This is a genomic window from Nocardia farcinica, assembly GCF_029867845.1.
GTDB lineage: Bacteria > Actinomycetota > Actinomycetes > Mycobacteriales > Mycobacteriaceae > Nocardia > Nocardia farcinica_A.
Genome location: NZ_JARWRU010000302.1, coordinates 1 through 7,168 on the forward strand (window position 1 = coordinate 1; position 7,168 = coordinate 7,168).

Below are 7,168 nucleotides of genomic sequence, written 5' to 3' on the forward strand. Positions count from 1 at the left end.
GATGCTCGAGGAGCAGGCATGGCTGCCAGTGCGTTCCGCGCGATGATGCCCCGCGCCGAGGTGATCGCCGAACGATTGCCGCGAGGAGTGGTCGTCCTGATCGGCGCGCTCGCGATCGTCGTCGGCCTGCTGCTGGTGGTCCGCCCGCTCACCGCGCTGACGGCGGTGGCGCTGCTGATCGCGGCGGGCTGCGTGGTGACCGGTGTGGGCGAGCTGCTGTTGCCGCGACGGCCGGGCCGCCTGGCGACCGCGCTCGGGGCGGGCTGGATTCTCGTCGGTCTGGCGGTGCTGGTGCAGCTCGGGCCCGCGATCGACCTGCTGCCCCGGTTCGTGGCGGCCGCGCTGGTGGTCGGCGGCCTGATCCGGTTGGCGGGAGTGCGCGCGGGCACGATCGAGGACCGGGCAGTGGCTTGCCTGCTGGGCGCGGCGGAGATCGTGCTCGGCGTGCTCGCCTGGCTGTGGCCGGATGTGACGCTGCTGGTGGTGGCGGTGCTGTTCGGCATCCGCACGGTGGCACTCGGCGCGGGCCTGCTGTGGGCGGCACGGCCGGGAGAACGCACCGCCCGCGAACCGGCCGCGCCGAGCACGCCGACTCGCATCGGCCGGGTGGTGGCAGCCGGCCTGGCGCTGGTGCTGGCGATCGCCGTCGCCGGGGTGAGCGCGCACCTGCGCACCTCGGCGCCGCGCACCGAGGACTTCTACTCCGCCCCGGACGGCGTTCCACCCGAGCCGGGCGAACTCGTGCGCGCCGAGCCGTTCGACCGTGGCGACATCCCGCCGCAGGCCCGCGCCTGGCGCATCCTCTACTCCACCAGCGACGCGCACGGTCAGCCGGCGCTTGCCAGCGGTCTGGTGCTGGTCCCGCGCGAGGCACCCGACGATCCGCTTCCCGTGGTCGCGTGGGCGCACGGCACCACCGGCTTCGCCACCGGCTGCGCGCCCACGCTGCTGCCCGAGCCGCTGGCCGCCGGTGCGCTGCCCGCCCTGCCGCAGCTGCTCGCCGAGGGGTGGGCGCTGGTCGCCACCGACTACACCGGCCTCGGCACCGCGGGACCGCATCCGTTTCTGATCGGGCACGGCGAGGCGACCTCGGTGCTCGACGCCGTGCGCGCCGCCCACCAGCTGCCCGACCTCGACCTCGCCGAGCGCACCGTCGTGTGGGGGCACTCCCAGGGCGGGCACGCCGCGCTGTGGACCGGCATCCTCGCCCCCGGCTACGCGCCGGACGCGCACGTGGTGGCGGTGGCCTCGATGGCGCCGGCCAGCGACGGTCCCGCGCTGGTGCGGCACCTGCCCGAGGTGACCGGCGGCTCGGTGTTCGCCTCCTACGTGGTGGCCGCCTACACCGCGATCTACCCGGATGTGACTTTCGATCGGTACATCATTCCGGCGGCGCGCACCCTGGTCCGCGACATGAGCGCCCGCTGCCTGTCCGAGCCCGGTGTGCTGGTCTCGGTGCTCAGCGCGCTGTCCATCGACCGGGACCGCCCGATCTTCGCCGTCGATCCGCTCGACGGGCCGTTCGGCGACCGGTTGCGCGAGAACACGCCCGCCGGTCCGCTCACGGTGCCGCTGCTGCTCGCCCAGGGCGCCTCGGACCCGCTCATCACCCAGGCCGTGCAGGACAGCTACGCGGCCGACCGGTGCGCGGCGGGCTGGAACGTCGACTACCGCGTCTACCCCAAGCGCGACCACCTCGGCGTGGTGGCGGCGGACTCCCCGCTCGTGCCCGAGCTCATCACCTGGACCAGGGCTCGCTTCGCCGACCGCCCGCAGACCCCGAACTGCCCGGGCTGAGCGGGCTTCCCGAACCGAACCGAACCGAACCGGACCGGCAGCGGGCGGGCGGGCGGGCGCCGGACTAGCGCCGGGTGAGGACGGCGGTGACGAGTGCCCGCAGATGCTCGGCCGCGGCCCCGGGTTCCAGGTCGGCCTCGTGCCGCAGCGTGTACCAGGTGGTGACGTTGAGCACCGTCGCCAGCAGCGTCACGACCTGCTCGCGGTCGGCGTCCTCGGCCGCCCGGAGCTGCGGCGCGAACACCCGCTCGATCCACTCGCGGTGCGCGCGACGGCCGCCCGCCACCACCGACATCAGTTCCGGTATGCGGTCGGCCAGCACCACCAGCCGCCAGGTGCCGATCCCGGTCCGCTCGTAGTCGCGCGTCACGGTCTCGATCACCGAGTCCACCTGGCCGGGGATCGCCCGGTCGCGCTCGGCGACGATCGCGGGGGCGGCGCGCTCGGCGAGGGCGGCGGTGTAGAGCCCGATCTTGTTGCCGAAGTGGTTGACCACCGTCTGCTGGGAGACGCCCGCCTCGGCCGCGACGTCGGCCAGGGTCACCTCGTCGTACCAGGCGTCACCGAAGCGGGCGACGGCGGCGTCGAGGATCGCCTCCCTGGTCTGCTCCCGTGCCCTGCCGCGGGCCGACATGTCGTAGCGGCGGGTCGCCATCGACGCCTCCTTCCCCTACCGGGCCGCCACGGACCCGATTTGATTTGTGCTTGACACAATTGAATTTAGTCTCATACTAACAGAAACCGTCCACCGCCACCGGAGTCCCCCATGAGCCGTTTCCTCGTCTACACCGCCCCCGCCACCGGCCACGTCCTGCCGCTGGTCCCCGGCCTGCTCGAACTGCGCCGCCGCGGCCACCTGGTGCACGTGCGCACCCTGCCCGAACTGACCGGCACGCTGCGCGAGGCCGGCTTGGAGACCTCTGCGCTCGATCCCGCCGTCACCGGCGCCGAGGTCACCGACTACCGCGCGAAGGGTTCCGCCGAGCGACTGCACAGCGGGCAGACCGACCTGGTGCGCCGCGGCCGGTTCGACGGCCCCGATTTCGACGCCGCCGTCGCCGCTTTCGGACCCGACGCGGTGCTCGTCGACGCCATCGCCTACGGCGCGCAGACCAGAGCCGAGGCACTGCCGCTGCCCAGCGCGCTGGTGCTGCCCTCGGTGCTGCCCTGGCCGGGCCGCGGCATACCGCCCTACGGACTCGGCCTGCGACCGCGCACCGACGCCCTTGGCCGCGTGCGCGACGCCGTGCTCTGGCGGGCGGTCGTGCGCATGTTCGGCAAGGCCATGCTGCCCGGCCTCAACGAGCTGCGCCGGGCCTGCGGCCTGCCCGAGTTCACCTCCCCGCTCGACCAGTACGGCAGGCACGACGCGGTGCTCGTGCTCACCGGGCAACCGCTGGAGTACCCGCGCACCGACCTGCCCGGCCACATCCACTTCGTCGGCGCCCAGCCGTGGGACCCGCCCGCCGAGCGCCCCGCCTACCTCGACGAACCCGGCGATCCGTGGATCCTGGTCACCTGCTCCACCGACTACCAGGGCGACGAGGACCTGGCGGTCACCGCGGCCGAGGCGCTGCGCGACCAGCCGGTGCGCGTGCTCATCACCCTCGCCGACGCCTACGACACCACCCCGCTGCGCAGCGGAGGCAACATCCGGGTGGAACGCTTCGTCCCGCACGGGCACGCGCTCGACCACTGCGCGGCGGTCGTCAGCCACGGCGGCTTCGGCATCGTCTCCAAGGCGATGGCGGCGGGCGTGCCCAGCGTGGTCGTCCCCTACGGCCGCGACCAGCCCGAGATCGCCCGGCGCGTCACCGAAGCGGGCGCGGGCGTCACCCTGCGGCCCGGCAAGCTGACCCCCGCCGCCCTGCGCGCCGCGGTGCGGCGAGCACGCGCGCTCACACCGGCCGCCAGGGCCGCGGCGGCCACCCTGCGCGCGCACAGCGGCCCCGCGCTCTTCGCCGATGCCGCCGAATCGCTCGTCGCCCCGAAGGAGGACGGGTCCGAGAACCCCGCCCGAGACGGGCGGGCCCTCGCACCGGGCGGCTGATCGCGCGGACGCTCCGCCGGCGAACTTCCGGCGGCCGCCGCGGGGACTGCGCCGGGCCGCCCCGCCGGTCCGGTGTCGGCCCGATCGCCGGACTACTCGAGCTCGCCCTCGGTCTCCAGGTACACCTGGCGCAGCCGCTCCAGCGTCTGCTGCTCGGGCGCGGCCCACATGCCGCGTTCGGCGGCCTCGAGCAGCCGTTCGGCGATGCCGTGCAGCGCCCACGGATTCGACTGCTCCATGAACTTGCGGTTGGTCTCGTCGAAGACGTAGCTCTCGCTGAGCTTCTCGTACATCCAGTCGGCGACCACGTCGGTGGTGGCGTCGTAGCCGAACAGATAGTCGACGGTGGCGGCCATCTCGAAGGCGCCTTTGTAGCCGTGCCTGCGCATGGCCTCGAGCCAGCGCGGGTTGACCACGCGGGCGCGGAACACGCGGGTGGTCTCCTCGGAGAGGGTGCGGGTGCGCACGGCGTCGGGGCGGGTGCTGTCGCCGATATAGGCCTGCGGATTCTTGCCGGTCAGCGCGCGCACGGTGGCGACCATGCCGCCGTGGTACTGGAAGTAGTCGTCGGAGTCGGCGATGTCGTGCTCGCGGGTGTCGGTGTTCTTGGCCGCCACCGCGATCCGGCGGTAGGCGCTGCGCATGTCCTCGGCGGCGGGAGCGCCGTCGAGGTCGCGGCCGTAGGCGAACCCGCCCCAGGCGGTGTACACCTGCGCCAGGTCCTCGTCGCCGCGCCAGTTCTTCGAGTCGATGAGCTGGAGCAGGCCGGCGCCGTAGGTGCCAGGCTTGGAGCCGAAGATGCGGGTGGTGGCGCGGCGCTCGTCGCCGTGCTCGGCCAGATCCGACAGCGTGTGCGCGCGCACGTAGTTCGACTCGGCGGGCTCGTCCAGACCGGCGACGAGCCGCACCGCGTCGTCGAGCAGGGCGAGCACGTGCGGGAAGGCGTCGCGGAAGAAGCCGCTGATGCGGACGGTGACGTCGATGCGGGGGCGGCCCAGCTCCTCGAGTGAGATCACCTCGAGGGTGGTGACGCGGCGGCTGGCCTCGTCCCACACCGGCCGCACGCCGTGCAGCGCCAGCACCTCGGCGATGTCGTCGCCCGCGGTGCGCATGGCGGAGGTGCCCCACACCGACAGTCCCACCGAGCGCGGGTATCCGCCCTGGTCGTCGAGGTAGCGGCGCAGCAGCGAGTCGGCCACGGCCTGACCGGTCTCCCAGGCCAGTCGCGAGGGCACGGCCTTCGGGTCGACGGAGTAGAAGTTGCGGCCGGTGGGCAGCACGTTGATCAGGCCGCGCAGCGGGGAGCCGCTGGGACCCGCGGGGATGAAGCCGCCGTTCAGCGCGTGCAGGACACGCTCGATTTCGACGCCGGTGCCGCGCAGGCGGGGCACCACCTCGGTGGCGGCGAAACGCAGGACGTCGGCCACGGATTCGCGGTCGCCGCCCCGGTCGCCGAACAGCTGACCGGCGAAGCGCTCGACCAGCCCGTCCACCGCCCCGGGCGCCCAATCGGCCGCCTGCAAGGCGGTCACCAGTTCGCGGGCCCGCTCCTCGACGGCGTCCACGCGCTCGCGGGTCTCCGAGCCGTCCTCGGCCAGGCCGAGGGCCTCGCGCAGGCCGGGCACCGTCTGCTCGCCGCCCCACAGCTGGCGGGCGCGCAGCATGGCCAGCACCAGATCGACCTCGGACTCCCCGGCCGGGGCCTGGCCGAGGATGTGCAGGCCGTCGCGGATCTGCACGTCCTTGATCTCGCACAGCCAGCCGTCGACGTGCAGCAGCATGTCGTCGAAGGTGTCCTCGTCGGGACGCTCGGCCAAGCCGAGATCGTGGTCCATCTTCGCCGCCCGCATGAGCGTCCAGATCTGCTGGCGGATGGCGGGCAGCTTGGCCGGGTCGAGAGCGGAGATGTTGGCGTGCTCGTCGAGCAACTGCTCGAGACGGGAGATGTCGCCGTAGGTCTCCGCGCGCGCCATCGGCGGGATGAGGTGGTCGACCAGGGTGGCGTGGGCGCGGCGCTTGGCCTGGGTGCCCTCGCCGGGATCGTTGACCAGGAACGGGTAGATCAGCGGCAGGTCGCCGAGGGCGGCGTCGGTGCCGCAGGCCGCGGACATGCCGAGGGTCTTGCCGGGCAGCCACTCCAGGTTCCCGTGCTTGCCGATGTGCACCATGGCGTCGGCGCCGAAACCGCCCTGCTCGGCGGGCACGGCCAGCCAGCGGTAGGCGGCCAGGTAGTGGTGGCTCGGCGGCAGGTCGGGGTCGTGGTAGATGGCGACCGGGTTCTCGCCGAACCCGCGCGGCGGCTGCACCATCAACACCACATTGCCGAAACGCAGTGCGGCGATGACGATTTCGCCCCGCGGATCGGCGGAGCGGTCGACATAGAGTTCGCCCGGCGGCGGGCCCCACGCCTCGACCACGGCTTCGCGCAGCTCGGCGGGCAGAGTGTCGAACCATGCGGTGTAGGTGGCGGCGGAGATGCGGATCGGGTTGCCCTCGAGCTGTTCGGCGGTCAGCCAGTCGGGATCCTGACCGCCCGCGGCGATGAGGGCGTGCACGAGGGCGTCGCCGTCGTGTTCCTCGAGGCCGGGCACCTCTCCCGGTGCGCCGAGATCGTAACCGGCGCGGCGCAATTCGTGCAGCAGGGCGATGGTGCTGGCGGGGGTGTCCAGGCCGACGGCGTTGCCGATGCGGGCGTGCTTGGTCGGGTAGGCCGAGAGCATGAGCGCCAGCCGCTTGTCGGCGGCGGGGATGTGGCGCAGACGCGCGTGCCGCACCGCGATGCCCGCCACGCGAGCGGCCCGCTCCGGGTCCGGGACGTAGGTGGACAGGCCGTCGTCGTCGAACTCCTTGAACGAGAACGGCACCGTGATGATGCGGCCGTCGAACTCCGGCACCGCGACCTGGGTGGCCACGTCCAGCGGGGACAGGCCGTCGTCGTTGTCCTCCCACTGGGTGCGCGAACCGGTCAGACACAGCCCTTGCAGGATCGGCACATCCAGCGCGGCGAGCGCGGCCACGTCCCAGGCCTCGTCGTCGCCGCCCGCCGAGGCGGTGGCGGGCTTGGTGCCGCCCGCGGCGAGCACCGTCACCACCAGGGCGTCGGCCTGCCCGAGGGTGGCGAGCAGTCCCGGTTCGGCGGTGCGCAGCGAGGCACAGTACAGCGGCAGCGGGGGGGCCCCCCCCCCCGCCCCCCCCGGGGGGGCGCCGCCCCGGGGGGGGGGCCCCCCCCCGGGGGGGGGGGGGCCCGGCGCCCCCTTCAACCCCCCCGGGGGGCGCCCCCCCGCGTCCTCCACGGCCCGGCACAGCGCGTCGACGTAGCCG

Annotated in this window: 4 protein-coding genes; 2 read left to right on the top strand and 2 right to left on the bottom strand. The window is 73.8% G+C overall.

Annotated elements, in window-relative coordinates; genetic code table 11:
- Positions 1-18: 18 nt before the first annotated feature.
- Positions 19-1,797, top strand: coding sequence for a lipase family protein (locus tag QH283_RS06550; protein ID WP_280502118.1), 1,779 nt, complete (start codon positions 19-21; stop codon positions 1,795-1,797).
- A gap of 64 nt (positions 1,798-1,861) precedes the next feature.
- Here the strand turns inward: QH283_RS06550 and QH283_RS06555 are convergent, their stop codons facing one another.
- Positions 1,862-2,452, bottom strand: coding sequence for a TetR/AcrR family transcriptional regulator (locus tag QH283_RS06555; protein ID WP_280502119.1), 591 nt, complete (start codon positions 2,450-2,452; stop codon positions 1,862-1,864).
- A 111-nt stretch (positions 2,453-2,563) separates the two neighbouring features.
- Here QH283_RS06555 and QH283_RS06560 point away from each other — a divergent pair, with 111 nt between their 5' ends.
- Positions 2,564-3,847 carry a glycosyltransferase gene (locus tag QH283_RS06560; protein WP_280502120.1) on the top strand — a complete coding sequence of 428 codons (1,284 nt, stop codon included), beginning with the start codon at positions 2,564-2,566 and terminating at the stop codon, positions 3,845-3,847.
- 92 nt (positions 3,848-3,939) lie between these two features.
- Here the strand turns inward: QH283_RS06560 and cobN are convergent.
- Positions 3,940-7,168, bottom strand: a 3,229-nt coding sequence (cobN, locus tag QH283_RS06565) for a cobaltochelatase subunit CobN (protein WP_280502121.1), incomplete at its 5' end; no start/stop codon positions are given.